The following is a 25,063-nucleotide window of genomic DNA, read 5'->3' as shown; positions in this document are numbered from 1 at the left end:
TGCATGCTCAAATATGGTAACGAAAAAGTGAGGGGGATTTGATGAAAAACAAACATTCTTGGTACGTCATAAGTGGTGCACTTTCTTTAGGGCTTATTCTTGGAGCCTGCTCTGGTGATACAGTAGATAGTCCATCTGATACAGGAGGCGGCACTTCTGATGGTGGCGGAGATAGTACAGAACAAGGTGGTCCGGTTGAAGGCGGAAACGTAAATCTGGCTATGTTCTCACCTCCTGAGAATCTATTTAACCCTATTTTTTATACGGCTTTATATGATGCACATATTTTAGACATTACACATGAAGGACTTGTGAGCCAGGACAACGAGTTCGGATTTATACCTAAGCTTGCTGAAGACTGGGAATTCAGTGAAGACAATACCGAGCTAACATACAACCTACGTCAGGATGTTAAGTGGCATGACGGCGAAGACTTTACTGCTGATGACGTTGTTTTCACATTTACGAGTCTAGCAGATCCGGATTACATCACAGCTGGTGGTGTACGTGTTGAGTATGTAGATAGCTTAGTAGGTTACGAGGAGTACAGCTCAGGTGAGGCTGATGAGTTTGAAGGCATTGAAAAGGTCGACGACTATACGGTCACTTTCAAATTCAAGGAAGCTAGTGTAAAAGCATTAGCTGATACGTCCCTTGCCATTATTCCTGAGCACGTGTTTGCAGAGATTCCTGTTGCAGAGATTCCGGAAGTAGCAGAATCTCGTGATGGTGGAGCTGTTATTGGAACAGGTGCCTTTAAATTAAAAGAATATATGGAAGGTGAACAATATATTCTTGAAGCGAACGAAGATTATTATGCTGGTGCACCTCATCTAGACACGATTACGTGGAAGATTGTTGGTCAATCGGTTGCAGCTGGAATGCTTGAAAATGGTGAATTAGATTACATCCCACGTGATCTTGCTCCACAAGATGCAGCGACAATTGAAGATATTGATGGTGTAGAAATCTTTGAACAAGCACAGTTAGGCTATCAGTACATGGGCTTCAAGCTTCATCATGGTCCTGATGATGCATTAACTGATAAGTCCACATGGGAAGTAAACGAAAAGCTTGATAGTAAAGAGTTAAGACAAGCGATTGCTTATGCCTTTAACCGTCAAGGAATTGTCGGAGATCCAGAAAAAGCAAACGGACTACTTGGTGGCCGTGGAAGTGTTCTAGATGCTCCATTCCCAGAAGCTTCGTGGGCGTATAATCCTGACGCGATCGAAGGGTACGAATATAGCCCTGAGAAAGCTGAAGAAGTTCTTGATGCAGCAGGGTATGTTGATACAAACGGTGATGGTTTCCGTGAAGATCCAGATGGAAATGAGCTTGTCCTAAACCTTGATTACCCAGTTGGAAATGAAACACGTGAGAAAATGGCACCAATCATTCAACAGGATCTTGAAGAAGTTGGCCTAAAAGTTGATCTTAAAACTCCACGTGAAGCACCGGCTCACTTTGAGCTAGTTGAAATGAATAACAATGAAGTTGACTTGTACTTAGCTGGTTGGTCGTTATCTTCAGGTGACCCGGATCCGGCATCACTTTACAAATCAACAGCTCCTTACAACTACCCAAGATGGGATAACGAAGCATCTGATCAACTATTGGATGATGCAGTTAACCCAGAGTTTGCCTTTGAACAAGAGTATCGTCAAGAGAAGTATGTTGAGTGGGCTCAGAACTTTGTAGACGAATTACCGGTTCTTCCAGTTTACTCGGAAAATGAAATTCATGCTTGGAACAGCAAACTGGATGGCATTACAATTAAACCGTTTACGTTTAAAGATGACACTCACTTATGGCAGTGGACTGAGTAGTACACCAACAGAGAGGCGTATGGCAATTACCATACGTCTTCTCACTATAAAAGAGGTGAACAACATTGACGAAGTATATCATTCGCAGAGTGCTTCAATTCATTCCAATGGTCATCTTAGCAAGTATCGTTGTGTTTTTTATGGCGTATCTCGCACCGGGTGATGCATTAAGTGGTGAAAATTTAGATCCGAACATTCCTCGTGAAGTGCTTGAGGAACGGAGAGAAGCGCTTGGCTTAAATGACCCCTTACATATTCAATATTTTAATTGGGCAAAACGTGCGGTTACAGGTGACTTAGGGATGTCTATGCACCATACGGGCAGATCGGTTTCTGATTTAATTGGAGGTAGACTTGAGAATACACTTAATCTATCTATCTTTTCTTTATTTATTACCATCATTATTTCTATTCCAATTGGAATTTATTCCAGTAGGAAACCTTATTCGATAGCAGATTATTCTGCAACAACGTTTGCTTTTATTGGTCTAGCAATACCCAATTTCTTTGCAGCCTTACTTGGAATCTATATCTTTTCATTTGGCTTAGGTTGGCTACCCTCTCAAGGTTCCATTTCCGCTCCGAATCTAGAAGGGTTAGATTACATTGCGAGCAAGTTAAAACATATGATTCTACCGGGCTTTACATTGGGATTGGCCAGTACTGCCATTTACATGCGCTATATGAGAACGGAAATGCTAGAGCTTCGTGGGAGCGACTTCATTCGAACAGCTCGAGCAAAAGGACTAGGAAATCGTTCCGTTTTGTATAAACATACGTTACGAAATGCTCTTATCCCAATCATTACATTACTCGGCTTAGAATTTGGTACGTTATTAAGTGGGGCTGTTCTAGTTGAAACGGTCTTTAACTATCCGGGATTAGGTACTTTGTTTGTAGGCTCCATCCAAAACCGTGATTATCCGGTAATTATGGGGATTAATCTAATCCTTGCTATGACAACTTTGATTGGGAACCTGCTTGCTGATGTGTTATATGCAGTGGCTGATCCGCGAATTCGTTATGATTGAGGTGAATCTTCATGGAGCCTGAACTTTCAAGACAACCGGATATTATTGTAGAACAAAAAGTACCTGATGAAGGAAAAAGCTTAAGTCCCTTTCAGCTAGCGCTAAGGCGCTTTTTGAAAAATAAGCTTGCGATTGTTGGAGTAATCATCATGATCTTAATGATCTGTGTAGCTGTTTTTGCAGATGTCATTGCGACACATGATCCGACTCGAGCTGACTTGCTTAATGTTGAACAACGAGCAAGTGCAGAGCATATCTTAGGCACGGATGGTTCTGGACGAGATAACTTTTCGAGACTTGTATATGGTGCGAGAATTTCATTGGTTATTGGATTTTTCTCGATGCTATCCACAGTTATTGTTGGAGGAACACTTGGGGCCATCGCTGGTTATTACGGGAAATGGATCGATGGGATCATCATGCGTCTAACCGATTTAATTCTTATTTTCCCTTTCCTACTCATGGTGTTAACTGTTGTTTCGATCTTGGAACGAATGAGTATTACAATTTTTATCCTAGTTATGGCCTTAACGAACTGGCCAAACATCGCTAGGGTTCTCAGAGGAACCTTTCTTTCAATCAGAGAGAAAGATTTCATTATGAGTGCTAGAAGTATTGGTTGTTCCGATTTTCGAATCATTCGTAAGCATTTTATTCCAAATGCAGTTGGACCTATTATCGTTAATGCCACGATTATGATGGCCATTATGATTATTATTGAATCTGGTTTAAGTTTTATTGGAGCAGGAATTCCGCAACCAACACCAACGTGGGGGAATATGCTTTCAGAGGCTCAAAGTATTCGGGTGTTACGGAATAATCCTGAAACATGGCTTCCTCCAGGTCTGAGTATCCTTTTAGTTGTTCTCGCCATCAACTTTATTGGTGATGGGTTACGAGATGCATTTGACAGTAAATCATAAACATGTAAAAACCGCGAGTGCTAATGCCTCGCGGTTTTTACATGTTCCTTCGTTTCCGAAAATATCTTGCTTTTTAGCTAAAAAGAGTCGTAGAATAGTGATACTCACAATCTTACATAAACATACATACAAAGAAAGATAGAAAGGACCATTCTTCTTATGAAAACTTTATTATTAACCGGGTTTGAACCATTTTTAGACCATCCATCAAATCCAACAGATTTTATAGCTCGTGCCTTAGATGGCGAACAACTTGGAAACTACGTTGTAAAGAGCAAGATTTTGCCGGTCGCATTTGATGAGTCAGCTAAAGTGCTGCTTGAAACTGAAGGGGAGTTATCTCCAGATGCAGTGATCATGCTAGGTTTAGCAGCAGGTCGCTCAAGCATCACACCAGAACGCATTGCAATCAATGTTCAAGGTGGGGCTGTTGATAACAAAGGTGTTAAATTGGAAGATGAAGAGATTGTGCCAGCGGGACCAGCCGGCTATTTTTCCACATTACCTATTCATGCCTTTGTACAAGCCTTGCATGAGCAAGACATTCCAGCTAGCATTTCAAATACGGCAGGAACGTACCTTTGTAATAAAGTGATGTATAGTATGCTGCATTCATTAGAAGAACGTGGCTTGCATTCTCAAGCGGGTTTTGTACACATTCCTTACTCACATGACATGCGTCTTAAAACAAAAAGCCCAAGTCTTTCAATGAGAGAAATGGAATCAGCCGTGAGAATTATGATTCAGCAGCTTACGTAGTATAGTCCTGGTTCAAATACGTCATGGTTCCTTCGTTAATTTGAACCTGGGCATTTGTTAAGTTAATGATCCACTCTTTAAAAGAAGAGAGATCAGATGGCTCAACAAAAAGAGTTACTTGTACATTTTCAGCATAGTCGAAGGTTTTAATTTGGAAGGAAGAGTTTCTAAGCTCATTCTCCATTTTGCCAAGCCAACCATAATCAAATGAAATAGATACTTCGTGGACAAGTAGACGTTGAATCATACCAACTGCATCTAATCCGTCACTAACAGACCGACTGTATGCTCGAATTAATCCACCTGCACCGAGCTTAATCCCGCCAAAATAACGAGTCACAACAACGGTTGTATTCCGTACATTGCGTTTTTTTAAGACTTCTAGCATAGGAACGCCGGCTGTACCAGAAGGTTCTCCATCATCATTTGCTTTTTGAAGGTCGTTATTTTCTCCAATCACATACGCAGAACAATTATGATTCGCGCCAGCATGTTCTTTTTTTATCTCTAAGATAAAGGCCTGAGCCTCTACTTCAGATGGAGTATGCTTAAAGTGTGAAATGAAACGGGACTTCTGAATGATGATTTCATGAGACCTATTATCATGTGTGGTCAGATAAGTAGGGTGCATCGGGTTTCTCCTCTTTGATTTTTTCATAGTTTTACAAATAGCCGAAATCAGCATGTAATAATGGTCTGTTACGATAACACTGTTAAATCGACTAGATAAAGACTAATATAATCGATTTTTGGTAAAAATTAAGAAAACAACTTATACTTTAGTGTTGTATGATAAGGATAGCTAATAAAGTAGAAGGGCGCAAGGAAACGGATCAGGTACTAGGTCCTAGATTTTCCTTTAAAGCGCTAAAGGTGAGTGAGACTACTGATTGCAAATAAGAATATGCTAGATGACATTATTACTCATACATTGGACTCTGTAGGGACAAGCCGTGAAAAAATATTTAATATTGGCGAAACATCTAGGCAAGAGTATGAGACGTTACAAAGTCAATTAAAAGATGTACGGATAAAAGTAGCTGACATTATAGAGAAGCATGATAAAACAGAAATGCATTCTAAGTTTGCCAGGAATCGATTAGCTGAAGTTAGTCGAGCATTTAACCGATATAGTAGTGAAGAAGTTCAAGCTGTTTATGAACAAGCAAATGAATATCAAGTAAAGTTAGCCGTGCTTCATCAAGAAGAAACGCAATTAAGAGAGAAAAGAGATGATATCGAACGAAGATTAATTAGCCTTAATGAAACCATTGAGCATGCTGAACAGCTTGCTGTGCAGATGACGGTTGTTTATAACTTTTTAACAAGTGACCTGCAACAGGTGGGAGAAGCGCTTAAGGATGCAAGAGAAAAACAGGCTTTTGGCTTGCAGATTATTGAAGCTCAAGAGGAAGAGAGAAGAAGACTGTCTCGTGAGATTCATGATGGACCCGCTCAGACGATGGCAAATGTACTATTGCGATCAGAGCTTGTAGAGCGAGTATATTTAGAGGATGGCATGGACGCTGCTTTACTCGAAATTCGTGACCTTAGAAAAATGGTGAAAGCATCATTAGCTGAGGTTAGGCGAATTATCTATGATCTACGTCCTATGGCATTAGATGATTTAGGGTTAGTTCCAACGTTATCAAAATATCTAACAACATTTGAAGAGCGACATAACATTCCTGTTGCCTTTCGTCATTTCGGCAAGGAGCATCGACTCTCTCAGCACTTTGAAGTAGCCATGTTCCGACTCGTTCAAGAGGCCGTTCAAAATGCCTACAAGCATGCAAATCCACGAGAAATTCAAGTGAAGATTGAAATCAAACCGACAATGGTGATAATCATTGTTCGTGATGATGGAACTGGATTTAATCCTGAACAGCAAAAAGAAGGTTCGTTTGGATTACTTGGAATGAAAGAACGAGTGAATATGTTGAAAGGTGAACTTAAGATTCATTCCAAATTAAAGATGGGTACGACTGTTTTTATTCATATTCCAATCAATTAAACAACATACATTACTTAAATTACAGATGAATCGATTACAAAGAGGGTTTCCAGAGAGGTGATACCAATGAATGAAGCAGAACAAAAAAACATACGAATCGTTATAATCGACGATCACCAGCTATTTCGAGAAGGTGTAAAGCGAATTCTTGCACTTGAAAATAATTTTGAGGTTGTAGCAGACGGAGAAGATGGAGAGGAAGCTGTATCTTTAGTGAGACAGCATAGCCCAGACGTCATTCTAATGGATATTAATATGCCAAAATTGAATGGTGTAGAGGCAACAAGAGATTTAGTAAAAGCCTTTCCTCATGTGAAAGTGCTAATCCTTTCCATTCATGATGATGAAACGTATGTGACGCATGTCTTAAAGACAGGAGCGTCCGGTTATCTTTTAAAAGAGATGGATGCAGAGGCGTTGATTGAGGCAGTGAAGGTCGTTGCTTCTGGAGGAGCGTATATTCACCCGAAGGTCACTCATAACCTCATTAAGGAATATCGTAGACTTGCAAAAGAAGACGAAGAGCATGAGGAATCCATTGGTTTTAGAGAAGTAGAATACCGCAAGCCTTTACACATCTTAACTCGACGTGAGTGTGAAGTGCTTCAGTTAATGACGGATGGTCAAAGTAACCGTGCCATTGGTGAAACATTGTATATTAGTGAGAAAACAGTCAAAAACCACGTAAGTAACATCTTACAAAAGATGAACGTGAACGACCGTACACAAGCTGTAGTAGAAGCAATTAAAAAAGGGTACGTTGTTGTTCGATAAGGGGAGTAGAGAGAGAATTCAAGCGTCATTGAATTCTCTCTTTTCTTGTCGATTGTCTTGAAACAAGTGAGAAATCAAGGTACATTAGGATAAGATTAGGATTGTCACAATAAAAGCGAGGAACTCTATGAAAAAAACAGCGATCGTTACAGATAGTACAGCATACATCACGAAAGAACATGTAAATGAATATGGCATTCACATTATTCCGTTAAATGTGGTGATTGGAAATGAAGCATATCAGGAGCTTGTTGACTTAAGTACAGATCAGTTTTATCAAGAAATGGCGGCGACGGATGTATTACCAACCACGTCACAGCCTGCAATTGGCCGGTTTGTTGAGTTATTTGAACAACTAAAGGCAGAAGGATTTGAAGACATTGTTACGATCCATTTGTCTTCTAAAATAAGTGGAACCTATCAAACGGCATTAAGTGCTGCGGATATGGTAGATGGAATTCAGATTGTTGGGTTTGACACAGAAATTAGCTGTTCGCCTCAAGGATACTTTGTGATCGAAGCTGCAAAGCTAGCGAATGAGGGGAAATCTGCTAACGAGATCATTGCTCATTTAAATCAGCTAAAGCAACAAGTGTCTGCTTATTTTATGGTAGATGATTTAAACCATCTGCATAGAGGCGGAAGATTAAGTGGAGCCCAACGAATTGTTGGTAATATGTTAAAGATCAAACCGATCCTTCACTTCATGAATGCAGAGATCGTTGCGTTTGAAAAAGTCCGTACGGAGAAAAAAGCGCTCTCTCGTATCCTTGATCTTTTAAAAGAATCAGCAGATCAGAAAGGAATTTCAGAAATCACAGTCATTCATGCGAATCGTCCAGATAAGGCTGCAGAAATTCGTGATCAGTTAAGTAATATACATCCAGAAGCTGATATAACCGTTAGTTTTTTTGGACCGGTTATTGGTACGCACCTTGGGGAAGGTAGTCTTGGAATTGGTTGGCGAAACGAAAACTAGGAGCGTGAAGCCTTTGCCCAATATGAACCATGAGGTCGTAGTACCTTGGGAGCCTTTGCGCCGGCACTTAGCCGGGCGAAGGCTAACTGAAAAAGAAATTCCCTTCACAGAAGACATACTTGAAGCCCACGTGCAAGCTGGTTATCTCAAACGTTCAAAAGGCATCATAGTGAATGGCGCCCACACTCAATGTCAACGTTGTGGCAACTATACATCCTCTCTGTTTGGATACTACCAATCTCCTTTATTCACCTCAACCATCTGCTATTGTAGACACTGTCTTGCATTAGGCAGAATCTCCTCAATAACCTCTTTATATAGCTGGAACGCTTCTCCTCCATCTTATGACATCCCAAAAACCCCTCTTACTTGGCAAGGAACCTTATCAAAAGGACAACTTCATGCATCTAATCAAGTGATCCAAGCCATTGAAAATCAATCCTCGCTTTTAGTTTGGGCGGTATGCGGATCAGGAAAAACGGAGGTTCTGTTTCGAGGTGTGGAGACGGCTTTATTAGCTGGAAAAAGAGTGTTAATTGCTACACCACGTACAGATGTCGTAAAAGAGTTAGCCCCGCGTTTTCAACATGTATTTCCAGATGTAACACAATCAGCACTATATGGTGGGCAAACAAAGGCTATTCCTACGGCTCCTTTAATCATTGCTACCACTCATCAGGTTCTCAGATTCTATCAGGCATTCGATGTGGTCATTGTTGACGAGGTTGATGCATTTCCGTATACCTACGACGAAAGCCTACAATACGGTGTGAAACAAGCGCAAAAAGAAGACGCAGCGATGATTCTACTAAGTGCTACCCCATCAAAAGCAATAAGAGAGACCCCTCACCTACAAGTCTCACGTATTGCTAGACGATATCACGGTTATGATCTCCCCGTCCCTAGATTAGTCTGGTGTGGACCATGGCATAAGAAGTTATTAAAAGACCTGCTGCCCTCTAAGATCTTAAAATGGATTTTGGACCATCACCATCGAAACGCACCCGCGCTTGTGTTTGTTCCCTCCATACGAGTTCTCCATCAAGCATCCGCTATCTTACAAAAACATCATATCTTGCACGCAGCCGTTCACTCGTCCTCATCAGATCGCCATCAGCAAGTTGAAGCGTTCCGGCAAGCCAAGATCCCAGTTGTTCTCACTACAACAATTCTTGAGCGAGGGATTACCATTCCTAAGGTTGATATTGCCGTTATCGGAGCAGAGGCAGATATATTTACAGAAGCCGCCCTTGTACAAATGGCCGGGAGAGTAGGGAGACATAAGGACTTTCCATCAGGAGATGTTGTGTTTTTTCACTATGGAAAAACCATGGCCATGCGAAGCGCAGTCCATCATATTAAGCAGATGAACGCAGAGGAGGCGGGCAGGTAATTGAATAGATGTTTAAAGTGTTTGTCCTCTTATTTTGAAAAACCAAGTTGGTCATTGTTATTTATGAAGAAGAACCTTAATCCATTGTGCTATGAGTGTTTCAATGAATTAAAATGGATTAGTGGAGTACGATGTCGATTATGCTCACGCTCGTTAGATAAGATAAGTGTACGCTTACAAAAGAACGGGACTTGCTTTGATTGTATAAGGTGGATCAAAGGGACTGAGACTAAAGATCTATTGGAGTCGAACATTTCTATCTTAGAATATAATGCATTCTTAAAAGAATGGTTTGCTCAGTTTAAGTTTAAAGGTGATGCGGTTGCTGCTTCTTACTTTGGAAATGTACTATACAAGACCTATAAAAGTAAGTATGCTGAGTACACTGTAGCTACTATTCCATTAAGTCAAAAGAGCTTAGAGGATCGGACCTTTAACCAGGTTGATTTAATGATTCAGAATTGGCGTTGTCGAAGGCTTATATTGGGAAGATTGGAACGTGACAAGCAGAGTAAGAAGTCAAGAGAGGAACGAATTGCTCTTGTTGGGCATAGTCCTTTTTATGTAAAAGAAATCGCTGAAAAAGACCTATTAAAAAAAGTTGTACTAATAGACGATATTTATACTACAGGCACAACAGTGCGACAGGCTGCCAAATCATTAAAAGAAGCAGGTGTCGAAACGGTCGCATCTTTAACCGTAGCAAGGTAACATGTAAGTAGGGAGTGTTTTCATGAATAACTTAGCGAATTGTACGGAGTGTGGAACGTTATTCGTTCAAAATCTTAGACCCATTTGTACCCCCTGTTATCGTAAACAGGAAGAAGATTATAAAAGTGTATCTTTATATATGAGAAAAAAGCAAAACCGTATGGCGACGTTAGTGGAGGTTTGTGAACATACAGGCGTAGCAGAGAAAAAAATTCGCCAATTTATTCGAGAAGGTCGTTTGATTGTTACTTCTTTTCCTAACTTAGGCTACCCTTGTGAATCGTGTGGGAAATTAATTCAAATGAATCGACTTTGCCAGCCTTGCAAACAAGAATTAGAGGGAGAAATTAACTCACTCAGTCAGAAAAACCAACAAGAAAAGAATGTGAACCATCAAGCACAACAAAGTAGATTAAATCAGTTTCTATAGGAAGAATAATTATTCAATAAGAGGGAGGTTTGACGATGAAAATTAATCCATATTCATCGATCCAGTCAACATCTGCATCACGTCAGTCAAAGGTTAGTGGACAAGATGAGTCAACGTCTTCTAAATCCCAAAAGAAAGACCAAATTGAAATTTCATCTGAAGCACTGGATCTTCAAGTGAGTAAACAAGAAGAAGCGAAGCGTACGGAACGGGTAGAGGCACTGAAAAAACAAATCGAATCCGGTGAATATAAAGTAGATGCCAAAAAAGTAGCTGAACGTTTTCATGACTACTGGAAGCAATAGAGGTGACTAAAAGGTGTTTATTCAAGAACTAGCTAATCGCCTTCAAGAGTTAATTGAACTTCATCAGCAACTGCTTCTCATTGCAGACAAGAAGAAAGAAAGTCTATTAAAACAAGATATCAAAACGTTACAAGCGACAGTACGAGATGAATCAAAAGTAATACGTGGGATTCAGCTTAGTGAAGCAAATCGTATCAAAGCGGTTCGATCTCTTCTATTGTCATTACAAGTACCACCAGTTAAGGATACGCTCTCATATGTACTTGAGCATGTAAGTGGGGAAGAAAAAATTCAATTAACGGATTTAACACATGAGTTAGCTGACGTTCTTTCCACTGTGAAAATGGTTAACGAACAAAATCAACAGCTTATCCAAGATGCTCTTCAATACGTTCACGTATCATTAGATGTATTGACGCCATCAGCAGAGGATTTTCAATATAATGCAAAGCATCAAGAGCTTGAAAAGAATTCATCCTACTCTTTATTTGATTCAAAAGCATAATATCAGGAGGCATGTATGTCATCTACTTTCTTTGGGTTAGAAACAGCAAAACGTGGAATGAATGCACAACGCTACGGCTTGCAAACAACCGCTCATAATATTGCTAATGCAAATACACCTGGATACTCAAGACAACGTGTAAACTTAAGTCCAACCAGTGCCTTTCCTACTGCAGGCATGAATCAGCCATCTATTCCCGGTCAAATTGGAACAGGGGTTGAAGGCGGTTCTGTTCAGAGAGTCCGCGATCAATTTTTAGATGTCCAGTTTAGAAGCAGAGCTAGTGATTCGGGATTTTGGCACGCATCGTATAAAAGTTTTGAGCGAATGGAAGATATATTTAATGAAACCTTTAAATCGCCTGAACTCGAAGCGCAATCAAGTAATATCTCAAAACAGCTTAATCAGTTTTGGAATGCTTGGAGTGACCTTGCCTCAGGGAAGGAAAATCAAAGTGTTCTTAAAGAAGAAGCGAATACGATTGTAGAGAGCTTTAACGGGGTGGCACGTGATCTTATTGAAACACGAGATCAGATAAAGGAAGAAATTAATGCTACTGGTAGAGAAGTGAATGCCCTCTTAGATGCAATCAATCAAATCAACATTCAAATTCGAAGCGTTGAACCTCACGGATTTATCCCCAACGATTTGTATGACAAGCAAGACGCACTAATCGATGAACTATCTAACCTTATGGAGATCTCTGTCACGCGCTCGCCAAGTGGAGGCCAAGCTAGCCCAGTGGCTGAAGGGGCCGCAACTATCAAGATGCTCGGTGCTGACGGAACGGAAGTGGATCTTGTTTCATTTAACAACCCTAGTGATTTGGCTGAGGTTACTATTCAATACGAAGCTGACTCCGCGTTTGGAGCTGTTTCTGGTATCACCATTACAAAAACGTCTGAAACAGTTGAACTGACAGGTGAAAGTCTTGCAAAGGGTGAATGGTCTGGTCTTATAAAGGCATTTGGTTATGTGAGTGAAGAGACCGATGGCGAATCCATTGAAGGTGACTATGTCTGGGCTCTAAATCAATTAACTGAAGTAGCTCAAGCGTTTGCCCAAGAAGTAAATGCGGTCCATTCCATTGGATACACATCACCTAGCGCCAATGGACAGATGGAGCTTGGAGGGAATTTCTTTGATTTTTCTGATGCGGGTATGCCATTTACATTTAGTGTGAATCAAGAAATCTTAGCTAATGCTAATAACATTGCATCGCTTGGAGTAAATCTTGCGTCACTTGAGAACCCATCTGCTTATCAAAGTCTTCTTAACGCGTCTCCGGTTGATCATGCAGCCGTTCAAGCGTTTTTACGTAATGAAGATAACTTCAAACCAGGTGTGCCAAAAGCGGTTACAGGAAACCATACAAACGCTCAGCTTATTTCTTCTATACGAGATATAAAAGTATCATTTGGCGAAGAGTCTAAACAAATCGGTACGTTTTATCGCGACTTTATTGGACAACTGGGTACAAAAGGAAAACAAGCAGCACAAAATTATGTGAATTCAGATTTGCTTCTCTACTCAATTGATAGCAGACGTCAAGAAGTTAGTAATGTATCAATGGATGAAGAATTAACGATGATGATTCAACTCCAGCATGCGTATAATGCTGCAGCAAAAATGATCACTGTCACAGATGAAATGCTTGATCGAATGATAAATGGAATGGGCGTAGTCGGCCGATAGAGAGGAGGAAGTGAAATGAGAGTCACTCAGCAAATGCTTTCTGCAAATACAATGAGGCATATAAACCAAGGGTATTCACAGTTAGGGAAGCTACAGGATCAATTAACAACTGGAAAACGGATCACGCGTGTATCTCAAGATCCGGTGATTGCCATGAAAGGTTTACAGCACCGTCAAGCTTCAGCAGAAATAAGTCAGTTCAAACGAAATATATCAGAGGCACAAAACTGGCTCGATCATTCAGAAGGCGTACTAGATCAAGGGGCACAAATTTTAAAAAGAATCTCAGATCTAACCATTCAAGCGTCTAATGATACGTACGATGAAGGACAACGCGATAACATCGCAAAAGAGATTGGTCAGCTTAAGCAATATATGCAGGATCTCGGAAATTCAAAAGTTGATAATCGCTATTTGTTTAACGGAGCGAATACGGATACAGCTCCTATTCAGAAGGATGCAAAGATCGAGATGGGGATCGGTCCTATATTAGAAGGTAACGATGCTGAAGAGTACACCATCGTTTACAACAATCAACGTTTTCAATACATAGAGGGCGGAGATGGGACGTATGTTTATCAAGATATCCGTCAAATCGGTCAAGAGTTGGATGAAGATGATCGCGTATTACTCACAATTAATATTCAAGACGAAGAAGACCCATCTATTATATACAGCAGCCCAGTTAATGGGGGAACGACAGAAAATGTTGAGATTAACCAGCTAGCGACCATTGAAAATCGAGCGATCTCCATGAACACACAGGATGTAACGATTGAAGTAAACAAAGGCATTCATATTCCAGTAAATGTTCAGGGAAGTGATCTTTTTTCTGCGGAATTATTCGGAGAGATTACACGCTTAGAAGCGGTCTTAAAGGATCCGAACACAACTGGGGAAGATTTAACGTCATTTATCACAACGATCGATCAGCATCACTCTACTTTTGTATCAGAAAGGTCTGAGGTGGGTGTACGATTAAATCGAATTGAAATGATGACCAATCGTCTTGAAGATCAAGATGCGAATCTAAAGAAAATGATGACAAACAATGAAGATGTGGATATTGAAGAAACGATAATGAATCTGATTATGGCTGAAAATGTTCATCGAATTGCTATGTCATCAGGCGCTCGGATCATTCAACCTTCCCTTATGGACTTCTTAAGGTAAACTACCATGATATCGAGTCAAATTCAGATTCAAACCAATGATGCTAAGCTACAAATGAAAACATCTCGACTAGCTATGAAGATAGAACAAGGTCCAGCTGATGTGAAGATTCATAGAAATGGTTCGGACACACTCAAGATTAGTCAAGAAGCAGCGACATTATTCATTGATCAGTCCAAAGCATTCGCAGAAGCTAATTTAAAGCCAACGACTCAGCTAGCCGCCGATTGGGCTGCAAAGGGTCAAGCGGTAGCGAATGAATATGTAGCTGCGAAATCTCAAGAAGGAAAGCAATTGACGAGAATTGAACGAGGTGTCACATTTGCTAGGCTTGCCCAGCAACAAAACGTGTCGCCTCCTCCTTCGAGCACGCTTGCATACATGCCACATTCCATTGATCGGGTGAAGATTCAAGTGCAGCCTGGAAAGCTTCAAATAAAAGCACCGCACTCAGAGCTTTCTTTCCAAGTAACCCCTAAACCGGTAAAAATCGATATACCTAAGTGGACAACAACTCAACAGCTTGTTCAGAAACCAGCGATCTCGTTTAAGGTAGACCAAGCATAAATAAGAAACAGCAGCCACAGGAGAGTAGGCTGCTGTTTCTTATCGAATCAAACCAATGTCCGATAATAACGAATATTAAAATAATTATTACCGGACCATCACCTACAGCCCGAGGATAGAACGATAAAAGTGTGATGCCATGACTAATGCTGATTCTGCTGTTACCTGTAAATCATCAAACAGATAAGGTTGTCGGGTATTCCCAATTACTCTCTCAAAAGATAATGTTAAATCTGGTGGCGGGGATGTAACAGGAATCGTTTTAAGAGGAAATAATGGGTACACCTTGAATTCACGGACGTGAGTAGAATCAAGATAATTGAAGGTCTTGATAGTAAGATGATGTGTTGGATCGTAGATGATAATACCACAAACATTCAAAGGCTGTGAGCTGACTCTGTCGAGTGAGGAAAAGGCTTCAGACAGGGACTGAATAAATTGTGGATTTTGATAAAATTCTTTTCTAACATGCGCAATAACGTGTAACGAATGAGATTGCTGCTCGCACTGAATAAACAGGCTTGCAGAGTGATTTGATTCTACTCTAAACGTTTCTTGCATTTCGCCCGTGAACATACAGTGATCCTCAAATGAATAGATTGAGCTTGGAATACGCCAGGAATCATAACAGAACAGTTGCGCAGAGTGCTGGTTTTGGTTTGAAAGTGAGGTAATAGTCACGGGGTGTACTCCTTTTGTAACGCGTAAATTACAGGGCTATAGTAATGGATTCTACATAAGACGCCAAAACCCTTCAACTTTTTTCAAAAAAATGAACTTTTTTGGATTTATATTATATATAAATCTTCTCTTGATTGTTATCGGCTTATTTCCCTATACTTTAGAGGATGACAAGAAAAAAAGGATGAGTGCATTGAATATACAATCAAAATATTTCGGTGAGGTAACGATTTCTGAAAACGAATTAATTAAAATACCTGCAGGAATACCTGCTTTTGAGGAACTGAAAACTTTTGTATTGCTTCCGTTTGATGAAGGTACACCCTTTTATGTGTTGCAGTCCATCCAAACCCCAGAAGTAGCCTTTATTACGGTTTCTCCTTTTCAATATATGCCAAATTATCAAGTAGAATTATCAGAATCGACGATTGCACAACTTGAAATTAAGCAAGAAGAAGACGTTGCCGTTTATGTTTTATTAACTGTACACAATCCATTTGAGCAAACAACTGCAAATCTTCAAGCGCCAGTTATTATTAATACGGTTTCAAAGATTGGAAAACAAGTGTTTACAAACGATTCAATTTATCATACAAAACACGCATTATTTGAACCTGTTAAAAAGGGGAGTGAGTAATATGTTAGTGCTCACACGAAAGAAAAATGAACATATTCAAATTGGTGAAGACATTTCCATCTCCATCTTGGCAATTGAAGGGGAACAAGTAAAGGTTGGAATTCATGCGCCAAGACACATTGATATACATAGAAAGGAAATTTATTTGGCGATCCAAAAAGAAAATGCAGAAGCAGTTAATAAACTGTCTCTTGACCAACTGAAAGAAGTCCTACCAAAGTTGCATCTTGACAAATAAGTCTTAAGCCAATTGTAGGGTTGTCCGATAAAACTAGTAGATGCACGTACATTCTACTAATAAGGAGTATGAGAAAATGGACATTCATTCAACTTCTGCTATTCCAGATGTCGGTCGCCCTCACCCCGTTGTGAAGCCGGACCTAGAGCAAAAGCCTTCAGATAAAAAGGGGATAGGCTTACCACTTGGTCAACGAGTTATAACTGAATCAAATGTAGAACATCAAATTGATAGTATGAATGATTTACTAAGTACTACACCAACCTCAATAAAATTCAACATGCACAAAGATTTGGACCGAATTTACGTTCAAGTGGTAGATCAGCAAACAAAAGAAGTCGTAAAAGAGATTCCACCAGAGGAATTTCTTGATATGGTTGCCTCCATGCTTAAAAATGCAGGACTAATCGTAGACGAGCGAGTATAGGAGAGAGCGCATATAAGGTGACTCTCTTTTTTTGTTTGGACTTAATCTCTTATCTAAGAAGCCGATATAAAAGATAACGAATAAAACATCCGAGGTGAATGAAAATTGATGCGTATGACCGGTATGGCCACAGGAATGGACATAGATCAGATCGTAAAGGATCTAATGAGAGCAGAGCGGATGCCTCTCAATAAAATTGTAAAAAAACAATCAACACTTGAATGGAAGATGGAAGATTATCGGGAAATCAACCTTAAGCTGCGTACATTCAGTGATTCGATTTTTGATACAATGATGAGAAGCTCTGTGATGAAAAAACGAACGGTGCAAAGCTCGAACTCAGACTTAATCACAGCGACAGCAAGCTCAAATATTGGGAATACGTCGTTCTCGATCTCGAAAGTGGAGCGGTTGGCGACGTCAGCGTCTAATAAAAGTGATGGATCTGTTTTTAAAGGTGACGCAGAACTAAAAACTTCTACATCTACATTAAAGGATCTTAACAATTCGTTTGCTGAAGGTCTCGAATGGAAGACAGGTGGGATTCGTAATGAAAAATTATCACTTAAAGCTGGTGAAAATGAAGTTGAGTTGGAAACTTCTCCTCTAGATAAAGAGAGTGTAGTTGTAAAAATTAACGGAAAGACTATGGATGTGGTCGGGGATGATGTTACTGAGCTTGGTGAAGGTCAAGTTCGAATCAGCGGAGAAAAACTTTCATTCCATAAAGATTTTAATGGTAACACTACAGTGGATGTTACATATGCAGCAAAAACAGCCGAAAAATCTTTCACTTACACAGCGCCTGCTGAGGGTGCAAAACCTAAATCAATTTTTAATGTTGGGATTAAAAATATTAGTGGTGTAGAAATTAAAGTTAAAGGTGAAACCATTAGTAATTCTAATTACGAAGTAAATGATAAGACCGGGCAAATTACCTTTAAAGAAGGATTTGAACCTAAAGATAATATAACAATAGAATATAAGCAAGACTATACAACTGCAGGAGTCGACACTGTAAATGCCAGCAATGAAACTGTTCGTGCGAGATTTTTATTCACAGATTCACAATCATTAGACTCTGTTATGAAGAGCTTTAATGATTCACCTGCTGGAGTTAATATGTTCTTTGATGACCATACTGGGCAGGTTTCTGTGACGCGTAAGGAGACTGGAGTTTATAACCAAACTAGAATTCCTTTTGTGGAAGGTATGGAAGTTGAGAAAGGTGCATGGATCGAAGAAGATAAGGATAAGAATAAATTCAAAGTAACATCAAATGAAATGACCTTCACAGGTTCACTCATGACAAAAACTCTTAAACTTGTTAATGACGAAGAAAAACCAGGCTCCAACGCTTCCTTCACAGTCAACGGTCTTGAAACCGAACGCCGCACAAACTCCTTCACCATCAGTGGCATGACAGTTACACTTAAAGATACGTTTACTGAAGGGAAAGCAGTTACTCTAAATGCTTCAACAGATGTAGACTCTGTGGTCGACACAGTTAAAGAGTTTGTTAAACAATACAATGAACTCCTTGAACATGTGAATGGAAAGTTAACGGAAACCCGCAACCGGGATTTTGATCCGTTAACGGAGGAAGAGCGTGATGGATTATCTGATAAGGAAGCGGAGCGTTGGGAAGAAAAGGCGCGGGCTGGTCATTTACGCAATGATCCAATGCTTAGAGGAAGCTTTGATCAAATGCGCCAAGTGATGTATCAGCCGATTACGACTGGAACAGATAGCGAGTTTACTCATTTATCTGCGATTGGCATTACGACGTCGAGTGATTATATGTCGAGAGGTAAATTGGAAATTAATGAGGACAAGCTTCGGGCAGCGATTGAGAAGGACCCTGATGGAGTGTTTGATCTTTTTAATGCGGACGGTGAAACATCCGGAGAGCAAGGAATTGCCAGAAGGCTTCGAAATTCCATTTCCACAACCGTTGATTCTATTTCTAAAACAGCAGGTGGTGCTGGTTATGCTCAGAATCATCAGTTTGCGATTGGGCGCGAGTTAAATGATATAGATAAACGAATTAAGACGTTTGAGATGAGATTAGAACAAAAGGAAAAACGATATTGGGCACAGTTCACAGCCATGGAAGCGGCGGTTCAACGAGCGAACAACCAAGGGGACATGCTCATGTCGCAGCTAATGGGTAATGGTTGATTTTAATTAGAAGAGGAGATGGAATGAGATGGCCGTATCAACGATGCAATCAGCTTATAAGCAAAATGCATTAAATACAGCAAGTCCTGGTGAGCTAACGTTAATGCTTTATAATGGGTGCTTAAAGTTCATTCATCAAGCCGACAAAGCAATGGTTGAGCAGGATGTTGAACGAAGAAATCTGTATTTAACAAAAGCACAAAATATTATTCGCGAGCTTATGGTTACGTTAAAAGCGGAGGATGAAGTAGGAAAGAATATGTACAGAATGTATGAATTTATTCTTTCAAAACTCATCGATGCGAATGTGAAAAACGACCAGCAGGCATTAAAAGATGCTGAAGGATTTGTTGTCGAATTTCGAGATACGTGGAAGCAAGTTATTCAAATTGATCGTCAAAAGCGACATGGTTCTGGTGGACGGGCCTAATGTCGATTTTAACTCAGCTCTTTAAACAGACAGCTGAGCTCCAAAAACATGTGGATTCAGGTCTGCCGCCTGGGGATGATGAACGAATGGCTTTTATTCAACAATTAGATGAGGGCTTAATTGAACGCGGTAAATTAATTGAGCAGTTAGCTGAAGCTAAAGAGGACCCATCAAAGGATGAATTAAGAGATAAGGTTATTAAGCAAAACACAACCTTTCAGGCCAATCTTCTACTTCTTCAACAGCACATTCGAAACGATCTGAATCAACTTCATCGGAAGAAAGAAACCGGTCGAAAGTATGAACAACCTTACGAAGGCATGACAGACGGAGCTTTCTTTGATAAAAGAGGCGTATAAAAAAGCGTAGAGATTAACATCTCTACGCTTTTTACATTATTCGCTGTCACTTTCTTCTTCAGTTGTATCCCATTCTCCGCCCATTGAGCCTAGGTCTTCTTCAGTCATTTCAACAGCATTATCGATCGCTTCGCTTGGTACCGTGATTTCATCAATCTCGTTAAACTTGCCAAACGTTCCGCTTGAAACTTGGCTAATGGTAATCGTATCACCGTCAGCGTCCATTTCCATATCAAGATTCATACTCATTTCTTCTTGAAAGTATGTTTCTTTATTAATGTAGAGAACATAATCAAGCTTAGTAATATTCATCCCTTCAAAAATCTGATCCATTTCCGCTTGCATCGTAGCATCTGATTCTGCATTTGCTAATTCTTGAGCAATTTCCTTTAACTCATTACCAGATCCGTTAATGGTTAAAGCATAGCGATCGCCGTCATCTTCAACTGTAATGTCATCAGCAAAATTCATTAATGTTTCAAGCTGCTCATCTGGTGACATTTCTAAATCTTCAATGTCGTTCATACCGATTAAGTCTCCAGACATCTTAATCCACATTTCTTGAGAAGGATCATATGTGTAGATCTCACCGTCCACAAAATACTGTTCTACTTCTGCTAGTTCGCCTGATAACGGATCAGGGGATTCAATGACTTGATAGAATGATAGTGGATCTTGAATTGCATCCATCTTTAGGTTCGTGGATATTTCAAGCGGCTCTTCGCCTTCCATTTCCATCGTTTGATTCATGGTCATGTCTATATTAAAGCTTTCAACATCACTCATGGCATTAATGGATTGTTCAAGAATGGACCGCGCATCCTCTGATGTTCCTTCATCTGTTGTGTTCTCTTCATCTGTTGCCTCTTCTGTACCTTCCTCACTTGCTGCAGCTTCTGTTTCGTTGTTCGTGTTATTCTCTTCAGTTGATGCGTCCTCGTTTCCGCATGCAACCAAGGCTACCGTACAAACTAAACCTGTTACTAGCCACTTGACCTTCTTCATGTTAACTCCCCCAAGTTGTTAAATAATCTCAGACATAAATACCTTTTTCAATTACCCTATATTATGAAAATCAAACCAACTTTCAACATGTTACATGGTAACAAACATACCCAATATAAACCAACAGGTAAAAGGTCTCAAATTTTAAAAATCTATTTTTCTAAAAATCTACGAAAACTTTTCGACATTTTTTGCTATTGTCTGAGAACGTGTAATTAAGATGGAAAAACGTGTGAAACCCTTGATACAAAAGAAAGCGTTATCAGAAATCATTTTAAAAATCGTCAGAAATCCTCAAACTTAGACGATTTTAGCTCTGCTCTAGCGTTTGACATTAACATAGTGCACTGATATATTAAAAACGTGGAAAGACCACATGAATTAAGTTACGAAGGGAATGTGAAGCATGCAAGGAAAAGTAAAATGGTTTAATGCAGAAAAAGGATTTGGTTTCATCGAACGTGAGGATGGGGATGACGTATTCGTACACTTCTCAGCTATCAATTCAGAAGGATTCAAATCTCTTGACGAAGGTCAAGAAGTTGAGTTCGAAATTGTTGAAGGTGCTCGTGGACCTCAAGCTTCTAACGTCGAAAAGCTTTAATTCACATTCCTGGGTTTAGGAAATGAATCATTGCTAAATAACTACAAAACCTGCCTCCGGGCAGGTTTTTTTTTTTTTTTTGTGACTTTTCTAAATTTTTCATAATGTTTATGTGAGCATTTGTTAAGGGTATATGTTACTGTATAGATATAAAGGAGGCGTTCTTAATGAATTATAATATTCGTGGCGAGAACATCGAAGTAACTCCAGCTCTTCGCGACTACGTAGAAAAAAAGGTAGGTAAGCTTGAGCGTTATTTTGACACAACTCCGGTTGCGGATGTCAATGTCAAGCTATCAGTGATTAACAGCCAGCAGGCAATTGAAGTAACCATTCCGATGCCACAGCTTTTATTACGTGGTGAAGAAAGTCATTCTGACATGTATGCAGCAATTGATAAGGTCATTGAAAAGCTCGAACGACAAATTCGCAAACATAAAACAAAGGTTAACCGTAAATTCAGACAGGAAGGCAGTCTGAAATATATGTTTAAGAATGAACTTGAGCCGTTAGAGGGCGAACAAGAAGAATTAGAATCTGAAGATGAGCTTGAAGTGGTTCGCACAAAACGTTTTAACTTAAAACCGATGGATGCCGAAGAGGCTATTTTACAAATGGACATGCTAGGGCACAACTTCTTCGTTTTCTCAAATGCTGAGGGTGGAGACACAAGTGTAGTCTACCGTCGCAAGGATGGAAAGTACGGGTTGATTGAGCCAGAAGCCTAAACATAGAACGTAGAGGACGCGAGGAAACTCGTGTCCTTTTTGAGGTTGGTATCCTACCATCTTGTAAGGCTTCATTTAAACTGATAAAATAGGCTTTAACTGTAGTGTGATTTGCCTTAGATGAAGAAGTAGGCAAAAGGAAGAGAGGACGAGTTCCATGATAGGTCTATTAAAAAAGGTCATTGGTGATCCGAGTCAGAAGCAATTGAAAAAAAACGAACGTTTTGTTGATAAAATAGAAGCTCTTGCTGACGACATGAAGAAACTGTCTGATGATGGACTCAAACAAAAGACTGTTGAATTTAAAAAGCGAGTTGAAGATGGAGAAACACTTGACGATTTATTAGTCGAGGCATTTGCTGTTGCTAGAGAAGCGGCAGGCCGTGTGATTAACGAGTTTCCGTATCGTGTGCAAGTACTTGGTGCCATTGGTCTTCATCAAGGGAACATCTCAGAAATGAAAACCGGAGAAGGGAAAACATTAGTTGGGACAATGGCCGTTTATCTAAATGCACTAGCTGGAAAAGGCGTTCATCTTGTCACAGTAAATAACTACCTTGCTCGTCGTGACATGGAAAAGTACGGTCAAATATTTAACTTCTTAGGACTCTCAGTAGGTCTAAATGAAACAGGTTTATCTAAGGAAGAGAAACAAGAAGCCTATGCTGCGGATGTAACGTATAGTACAAATAATGAACTAGGATTTGATTACTTAAGAGACAACATGGTCTTATTTAAAGAACAAATGGTACAAAGACCATTGTTCTTTGCTTTAGTGGATGAGGTGGATTCCATTTTAGTTGATGAAGCGAGAACACCACTTATTATCTCTGGATCGGTTGAAAAATCGACTCAGCTTTATGTACAAGCGAATTCATTTATTCGGATGTTGAAGGCTGATACAGACTATACATTTGACGAGAAAGCAAAAACCGTCCAATTAACTGAGGATGGAGTGAATAAGGCTGAACGAGCATTCCGGATTGAAAATCTGTATGATCAAAAGCATGTTCAACTAAACCATCATTTAAATCAATCCTTAAAAGCACATGTCGTGATGCAAAGTGATCAGGACTACGTCATTGAAGATGGCGAAGTGGTTATTGTTGACCAGTTTACAGGGCGATTAATGAAGGGTCGTCGTTACAGTGATGGACTTCACCAAGCGATTGAAGCAAAAGAAGGCATGCAGATTCAAAAGGAAAGCATGACACTTGCTTCTATTACATTCCAAAACTATTTTAGAATGTATCAAAAGCTTGCAGGTATGACAGGTACAGCGAAAACAGAGGAAGAGGAATTCCGCAACATCTACGGAATGGATGTTATGGTTGTGCCAACAAACCGTCCGATCTCAAGAGATGACAAAGCCGACTTGATTTACAAAACAATGGAAGCGAAATTCCGTGCCGTTGTCTTAAAGATTGAAGAGCTCCATCAAACAGGCCAGCCTGTACTAGTAGGTACGGTTAGTGTTGAAACGTCTGAGCTTGTTTCGAAACATCTAAAGCAACGTCGCATTCCGCATCATGTCTTAAATGCAAAGAATCATGAGCGTGAAGCTGAAATCATTGAGAATGCTGGTCAAAAGGGAGCGGTCACGATCGCAACCAATATGGCTGGACGTGGAACGGACATCAAGCTTGGAGCAGGTGTTCTTGATCTTGGTGGTCTGCATGTACTTGGAACAGAGCGCCACGAAAGTAGACGGATTGATAACCAATTACGTGGTCGTGCTGGACGTCAAGGAGATGCAGGTTCTTCTCAATTCTATCTTTCAATGGAAGATGAACTCATGCGTCGCTTTGGATCAGACAATATGAGATCAATGATGGAACGACTTGGGATGGAAGAAGACCAGCCGATTGAAAGTAAAATCGTTTCTAAAGCTGTAGAGACGGCTCAAAAACGTGTAGAAGGAAATAACTTCGACGCGCGTAAACAGATCCTCCAGTATGATGATGTCATGCGTGAACAGCGTGAAATTATCTACAAGCAGCGACTTGAGCTACTTGAATCTGATAACTTAAGTAAGATCGTAGAAGATATGATGAAATCCGTTGTTGAACGGGTTGTTACACTTCATACACCAGATGCTGAAGTACAAGAGGACTGGGATCTGACTGCGATTGTTACGTATATGAACACTCAGCTTTTAAGTGAAGATGAAATGACAGAGCAAGAGCTCAAAGGAAAAGATACACCAGAAATCATTGAAATTGTACAAGATAAAGTTCTCCAAGCTTATAAAGCGAAGGAAGAGCAATTCACACCTGAGAACATGCGTGAGTTTGAGAAAGTAATCTTACTTCGCACAGTCGATCGTAAATGGATGAACCATATTGATCAGATGGATCAGTTACGTCAAGGTATTCATTTACGTGCGTATGGTCAAAATGATCCTCTAAGAGAATATCGTTTTGAAGGCTTTGAGATGTTTGAAGCGATGATTTCTGCAATTGAAGAAGAAGTCGCTATGTACATTATGAAGGCACAGGTGCAGCAAAACCTTGAGCGTCAAAAAGTCGCAGAAGGTAAAGCAGTACAACAGAGTGCAAATGAAGGCGATAAAAAGCCAAAGAAACGACCAATCCAAAAAGGTGAGGTTATTGGAAGAAACGACCCGTGTATTTGCGGGAGCGGAAAAAAATATAAAAATTGCTGCGGCCAAAATCAATAGGATTC

General features: G+C 40.0%; 27 protein-coding genes. 24 read left to right on the top strand and 3 right to left on the bottom strand.

From position 1 onward, the window contains the following. Positions 1-41: 41 nt before the first annotated feature. From ACQKKO_RS00730 to pcp, 4 genes are all read left to right on the top strand, one after another. Positions 42-1,829, top strand: a complete 1,788-nt coding sequence (locus tag ACQKKO_RS00730) for a peptide-binding protein (RefSeq protein ID WP_498643324.1) — start codon at positions 42-44, stop codon at positions 1,827-1,829. A 65-nt stretch (positions 1,830-1,894) separates the two neighbouring features. After that, the gene (locus tag ACQKKO_RS00725; protein ID WP_479823145.1) at positions 1,895-2,860 is read left to right on the top strand and encodes an ABC transporter permease; all 966 of its coding nucleotides are present in this window, start codon (positions 1,895-1,897) and stop codon (positions 2,858-2,860) included. 11 nt (positions 2,861-2,871) lie between these two features. Next, entirely contained in the window at positions 2,872-3,783 is a 912-nt protein-coding gene (opp4C, locus tag ACQKKO_RS00720; protein WP_498643322.1) for an oligopeptide ABC transporter permease, read from the top strand. Between the two features lie 159 nt (positions 3,784-3,942). Further along, positions 3,943-4,542 (top strand): pyroglutamyl-peptidase I, encoded by a 600-nt coding sequence (pcp, locus tag ACQKKO_RS00715; RefSeq protein WP_498643320.1) that lies wholly within the window; start codon positions 3,943-3,945, stop codon positions 4,540-4,542. Here the strand turns inward: pcp and ACQKKO_RS00710 are convergent. After that, positions 4,535-5,173 carry a YigZ family protein gene (locus tag ACQKKO_RS00710; protein ID WP_498643318.1) on the bottom strand — a complete coding sequence of 213 codons (639 nt, stop codon included), beginning with the start codon at positions 5,171-5,173 and terminating at the stop codon, positions 4,535-4,537. The genes pcp and ACQKKO_RS00710 overlap by 8 nt on opposite strands. A gap of 258 nt (positions 5,174-5,431) precedes the next feature. On the opposite strand from ACQKKO_RS00710, the gene ACQKKO_RS00705 reads away from it, so the two are divergent. The 11 genes from ACQKKO_RS00705 to ACQKKO_RS00655 all read left to right on the top strand — a co-directional run bounded on the left by ACQKKO_RS00705 (position 5,432) and on the right by ACQKKO_RS00655 (position 15,088). Beyond that, entirely contained in the window at positions 5,432-6,556 is a 1,125-nt protein-coding gene (locus ACQKKO_RS00705) for a sensor histidine kinase (RefSeq protein ID WP_498643779.1), read from the top strand. A 66-nt stretch (positions 6,557-6,622) separates the two neighbouring features. Beyond that, complete coding sequence (locus ACQKKO_RS00700) at positions 6,623-7,330, top strand: response regulator transcription factor (protein ID WP_203088197.1); 708 nt, start codon at positions 6,623-6,625, stop codon at positions 7,328-7,330. Positions 7,331-7,457: 127 nt separating this feature from the next. Then, on the top strand, positions 7,458-8,309 hold the full coding sequence (locus ACQKKO_RS00695; protein WP_498643316.1) for a DegV family protein: 852 nt from the start codon (positions 7,458-7,460) through the stop codon (positions 8,307-8,309). A gap of 22 nt (positions 8,310-8,331) precedes the next feature. Further along, positions 8,332-9,702, top strand: a complete 1,371-nt coding sequence (locus ACQKKO_RS00690) for an ATP-dependent helicase ComFA (protein ID WP_498643777.1) — start codon at positions 8,332-8,334, stop codon at positions 9,700-9,702. After that, entirely contained in the window at positions 9,703-10,413 is a 711-nt protein-coding gene (locus ACQKKO_RS00685; protein WP_498643314.1) for a ComF family protein, read from the top strand. A gap of 22 nt (positions 10,414-10,435) precedes the next feature. After that, positions 10,436-10,843 carry a TIGR03826 family flagellar region protein gene (locus tag ACQKKO_RS00680; RefSeq protein WP_498643312.1) on the top strand — a complete coding sequence of 136 codons (408 nt, stop codon included), beginning with the start codon at positions 10,436-10,438 and terminating at the stop codon, positions 10,841-10,843. Positions 10,844-10,878: 35 nt separating this feature from the next. Then, a complete protein-coding gene (gene flgM / locus ACQKKO_RS00675; protein ID WP_498643310.1) occupies positions 10,879-11,148 on the top strand; it encodes a flagellar biosynthesis anti-sigma factor FlgM in 270 nt (89 codons plus the stop codon). A 13-nt stretch (positions 11,149-11,161) separates the two neighbouring features. Next, positions 11,162-11,653: a flagellar protein FlgN gene (locus ACQKKO_RS00670; protein ID WP_498643308.1), complete on the top strand. Its 492-nt coding sequence runs from the start codon at positions 11,162-11,164 to the stop codon at positions 11,651-11,653. Between the two features lie 15 nt (positions 11,654-11,668). Further along, positions 11,669-13,348, top strand: a complete 1,680-nt coding sequence (gene flgK, locus ACQKKO_RS00665; protein ID WP_498643306.1) for a flagellar hook-associated protein FlgK — start codon at positions 11,669-11,671, stop codon at positions 13,346-13,348. A 15-nt stretch (positions 13,349-13,363) separates the two neighbouring features. Then, on the top strand, positions 13,364-14,521 hold the full coding sequence (flgL, locus tag ACQKKO_RS00660; RefSeq protein WP_498643304.1) for a flagellar hook-associated protein FlgL: 1,158 nt from the start codon (positions 13,364-13,366) through the stop codon (positions 14,519-14,521). Positions 14,522-14,527: 6 nt separating this feature from the next. After that, a complete protein-coding gene (locus tag ACQKKO_RS00655; protein WP_498643302.1) occupies positions 14,528-15,088 on the top strand; it encodes a DUF6470 family protein in 561 nt (186 codons plus the stop codon). A gap of 102 nt (positions 15,089-15,190) precedes the next feature. Here ACQKKO_RS00655 and ACQKKO_RS00650 read toward each other — a convergent pair whose 3' ends face one another. After that, on the bottom strand, positions 15,191-15,769 hold the full coding sequence (locus ACQKKO_RS00650) for a hypothetical protein (RefSeq protein ID WP_498643300.1): 579 nt from the start codon (positions 15,767-15,769) through the stop codon (positions 15,191-15,193). A gap of 193 nt (positions 15,770-15,962) precedes the next feature. On the opposite strand from ACQKKO_RS00650, the gene fliW reads away from it, so the two are divergent. From fliW to fliT, 6 genes are all read left to right on the top strand, one after another. Then, a complete protein-coding gene (gene fliW, locus ACQKKO_RS00645; protein WP_498643298.1) occupies positions 15,963-16,406 on the top strand; it encodes a flagellar assembly protein FliW in 444 nt (147 codons plus the stop codon). A gap of 1 nt (position 16,407) precedes the next feature. Beyond that, complete coding sequence (gene csrA / locus ACQKKO_RS00640) at positions 16,408-16,644, top strand: carbon storage regulator CsrA (protein WP_498643296.1); 237 nt, start codon at positions 16,408-16,410, stop codon at positions 16,642-16,644. Between the two features lie 76 nt (positions 16,645-16,720). Beyond that, the gene (locus tag ACQKKO_RS00635; RefSeq protein WP_498643294.1) at positions 16,721-17,071 is read left to right on the top strand and encodes a flagellar protein FlaG; all 351 of its coding nucleotides are present in this window, start codon (positions 16,721-16,723) and stop codon (positions 17,069-17,071) included. 108 nt (positions 17,072-17,179) lie between these two features. Beyond that, positions 17,180-19,252, top strand: coding sequence for a flagellar filament capping protein FliD (fliD, locus tag ACQKKO_RS00630; protein WP_498643775.1), 2,073 nt, complete (start codon positions 17,180-17,182; stop codon positions 19,250-19,252). Positions 19,253-19,280: 28 nt separating this feature from the next. Further along, positions 19,281-19,682, top strand: a complete 402-nt coding sequence (fliS, locus tag ACQKKO_RS00625; RefSeq protein ID WP_498643292.1) for a flagellar export chaperone FliS — start codon at positions 19,281-19,283, stop codon at positions 19,680-19,682. After that, a complete protein-coding gene (fliT, locus tag ACQKKO_RS00620; protein WP_498643290.1) occupies positions 19,682-20,041 on the top strand; it encodes a flagellar protein FliT in 360 nt (119 codons plus the stop codon). The genes fliS and fliT overlap by 1 nt, the downstream gene beginning before the upstream one ends. Positions 20,042-20,077: 36 nt before the next feature. Here the strand turns inward: fliT and ACQKKO_RS00615 are convergent, their stop codons facing one another. After that, positions 20,078-21,046: a DUF6612 family protein gene (locus tag ACQKKO_RS00615; protein WP_498643288.1), complete on the bottom strand. Its 969-nt coding sequence runs from the start codon at positions 21,044-21,046 to the stop codon at positions 20,078-20,080. A gap of 406 nt (positions 21,047-21,452) precedes the next feature. Between ACQKKO_RS00615 and cspD the strand changes: the two genes are divergently transcribed. The 3 genes from cspD (at position 21,453) to secA (ending at position 25,058) form a co-directional block, all read left to right on the top strand. Beyond that, entirely contained in the window at positions 21,453-21,650 is a 198-nt protein-coding gene (gene cspD, locus ACQKKO_RS00610) for a cold-shock protein CspD (RefSeq protein WP_143846676.1), read from the top strand. 167 nt (positions 21,651-21,817) lie between these two features. Then, positions 21,818-22,378 carry a ribosome hibernation-promoting factor, HPF/YfiA family gene (hpf, locus tag ACQKKO_RS00605; RefSeq protein ID WP_498643286.1) on the top strand — a complete coding sequence of 187 codons (561 nt, stop codon included), beginning with the start codon at positions 21,818-21,820 and terminating at the stop codon, positions 22,376-22,378. A 157-nt stretch (positions 22,379-22,535) separates the two neighbouring features. Further along, positions 22,536-25,058: a preprotein translocase subunit SecA gene (gene secA / locus ACQKKO_RS00600; RefSeq protein ID WP_498643284.1), complete on the top strand. Its 2,523-nt coding sequence runs from the start codon at positions 22,536-22,538 to the stop codon at positions 25,056-25,058. Positions 25,059-25,063 lie beyond the last annotated feature (5 nt).

It is taken from the genome of Alkalihalobacillus sp. NPDC127517 (assembly GCF_050276055.1).
In the GTDB taxonomy this organism is placed as follows: domain Bacteria; phylum Bacillota; class Bacilli; order Bacillales; family Bacillaceae_D; genus Alkalicoccobacillus.
Note: the sequence above shows the minus strand (reverse complement) of the source record. Positions and strands in the feature narration are given on the sequence as shown.

Coding starts and splice junctions, on each gene's coding strand:
- ACQKKO_RS00730 (WP_498643324.1), top strand. CDS start 42: ATGAAAAACAAACATTCTTGGTACGTCATAAGTGGTGCACTTTCTTTA.
- opp4C (WP_498643322.1), top strand. CDS start 2,872: ATGGAGCCTGAACTTTCAAGACAACCGGATATTATTGTAGAACAAAAA.
- pcp (WP_498643320.1), top strand. CDS start 3,943: ATGAAAACTTTATTATTAACCGGGTTTGAACCATTTTTAGACCATCCA.
- ACQKKO_RS00710 (WP_498643318.1), bottom strand. CDS start 5,173: ATGCACCCTACTTATCTGACCACACATGATAATAGGTCTCATGAAATC.
- ACQKKO_RS00700 (WP_203088197.1), top strand. CDS start 6,623: ATGAATGAAGCAGAACAAAAAAACATACGAATCGTTATAATCGACGAT.
- ACQKKO_RS00695 (WP_498643316.1), top strand. CDS start 7,458: ATGAAAAAAACAGCGATCGTTACAGATAGTACAGCATACATCACGAAA.
- ACQKKO_RS00690 (WP_498643777.1), top strand. CDS start 8,332: ATGAACCATGAGGTCGTAGTACCTTGGGAGCCTTTGCGCCGGCACTTA.
- ACQKKO_RS00680 (WP_498643312.1), top strand. CDS start 10,436: ATGAATAACTTAGCGAATTGTACGGAGTGTGGAACGTTATTCGTTCAA.
- flgM (WP_498643310.1), top strand. CDS start 10,879: ATGAAAATTAATCCATATTCATCGATCCAGTCAACATCTGCATCACGT.
- flgK (WP_498643306.1), top strand. CDS start 11,669: ATGTCATCTACTTTCTTTGGGTTAGAAACAGCAAAACGTGGAATGAAT.
- flgL (WP_498643304.1), top strand. CDS start 13,364: ATGAGAGTCACTCAGCAAATGCTTTCTGCAAATACAATGAGGCATATA.
- ACQKKO_RS00655 (WP_498643302.1), top strand. CDS start 14,528: ATGATATCGAGTCAAATTCAGATTCAAACCAATGATGCTAAGCTACAA.
- csrA (WP_498643296.1), top strand. CDS start 16,408: ATGTTAGTGCTCACACGAAAGAAAAATGAACATATTCAAATTGGTGAA.
- ACQKKO_RS00635 (WP_498643294.1), top strand. CDS start 16,721: ATGGACATTCATTCAACTTCTGCTATTCCAGATGTCGGTCGCCCTCAC.
- fliD (WP_498643775.1), top strand. CDS start 17,180: ATGCGTATGACCGGTATGGCCACAGGAATGGACATAGATCAGATCGTA.
- fliS (WP_498643292.1), top strand. CDS start 19,281: ATGGCCGTATCAACGATGCAATCAGCTTATAAGCAAAATGCATTAAAT.
- fliT (WP_498643290.1), top strand. CDS start 19,682: ATGTCGATTTTAACTCAGCTCTTTAAACAGACAGCTGAGCTCCAAAAA.
- ACQKKO_RS00615 (WP_498643288.1), bottom strand. CDS start 21,046: ATGAAGAAGGTCAAGTGGCTAGTAACAGGTTTAGTTTGTACGGTAGCC.
- cspD (WP_143846676.1), top strand. CDS start 21,453: ATGCAAGGAAAAGTAAAATGGTTTAATGCAGAAAAAGGATTTGGTTTC.
- hpf (WP_498643286.1), top strand. CDS start 21,818: ATGAATTATAATATTCGTGGCGAGAACATCGAAGTAACTCCAGCTCTT.
- secA (WP_498643284.1), top strand. CDS start 22,536: ATGATAGGTCTATTAAAAAAGGTCATTGGTGATCCGAGTCAGAAGCAA.